Here is a 530-nt window from a genome sequence, read left to right as displayed (position 1 = left end):
GCCTAAGATTTGATAAAAATATGAACAATTATATCTATCCTGTACAACCTTGTATACTCAAATGTCATAGCCTAACTACAGTCAATACTCCTGATAAGACCTCATGCATCACAAAGAGAGAAGTTCCCTCCACTACTGCACTATTTAATAAACAAAATCATATAAATAAAAGTAGTACAAAAAGGAGGGCAGGCGAACAAAAAACATACAATTCAGGGCGATACTGTACTGTTCAACAAAGAACCGACAATTACAACTAGCTAACCTCGTTCAAGAACATTAAAATGATCACCAATTCCCTCTTCACTTCTACTTGTAAACTAAGATTAGAAAGACATCAAGGTATCTAATGATTAAGCCAATACGACTTATCCTCAACACAAAGCGGAAAAACAAACGCTTAATCAGTATTAGTTACGATGTTTTTGCAATAACCTTCTCGCTTTACTTAGCGATAGCTCTAAGATTGGGTACCTACACATTCGAGTTGGGCCTAGATGAATGGGTAACCTTACTACTCACTCTCTCGA

General features: G+C 36.2%; 1 protein-coding gene. It reads left to right on the top strand.

What is annotated here, in order from left to right; genetic code table 11:
- Positions 1 to 349: 349 nt before the first annotated feature.
- Positions 350 to 530 (top strand): hypothetical protein (locus tag AB4486_RS28020; protein WP_372120092.1); only part of this gene is annotated, 181 nt, incomplete at its 3' end.

This window comes from Vibrio sp. 10N.222.55.C6 (genome assembly GCF_041473395.1).
GTDB classification, from domain to species: domain Bacteria; phylum Pseudomonadota; class Gammaproteobacteria; order Enterobacterales; family Vibrionaceae; genus Vibrio; species Vibrio crassostreae_C.
The sequence above is the reverse complement of the archived record's forward strand: the minus strand, read 5'-3'. Positions and strand labels throughout refer to the sequence as shown.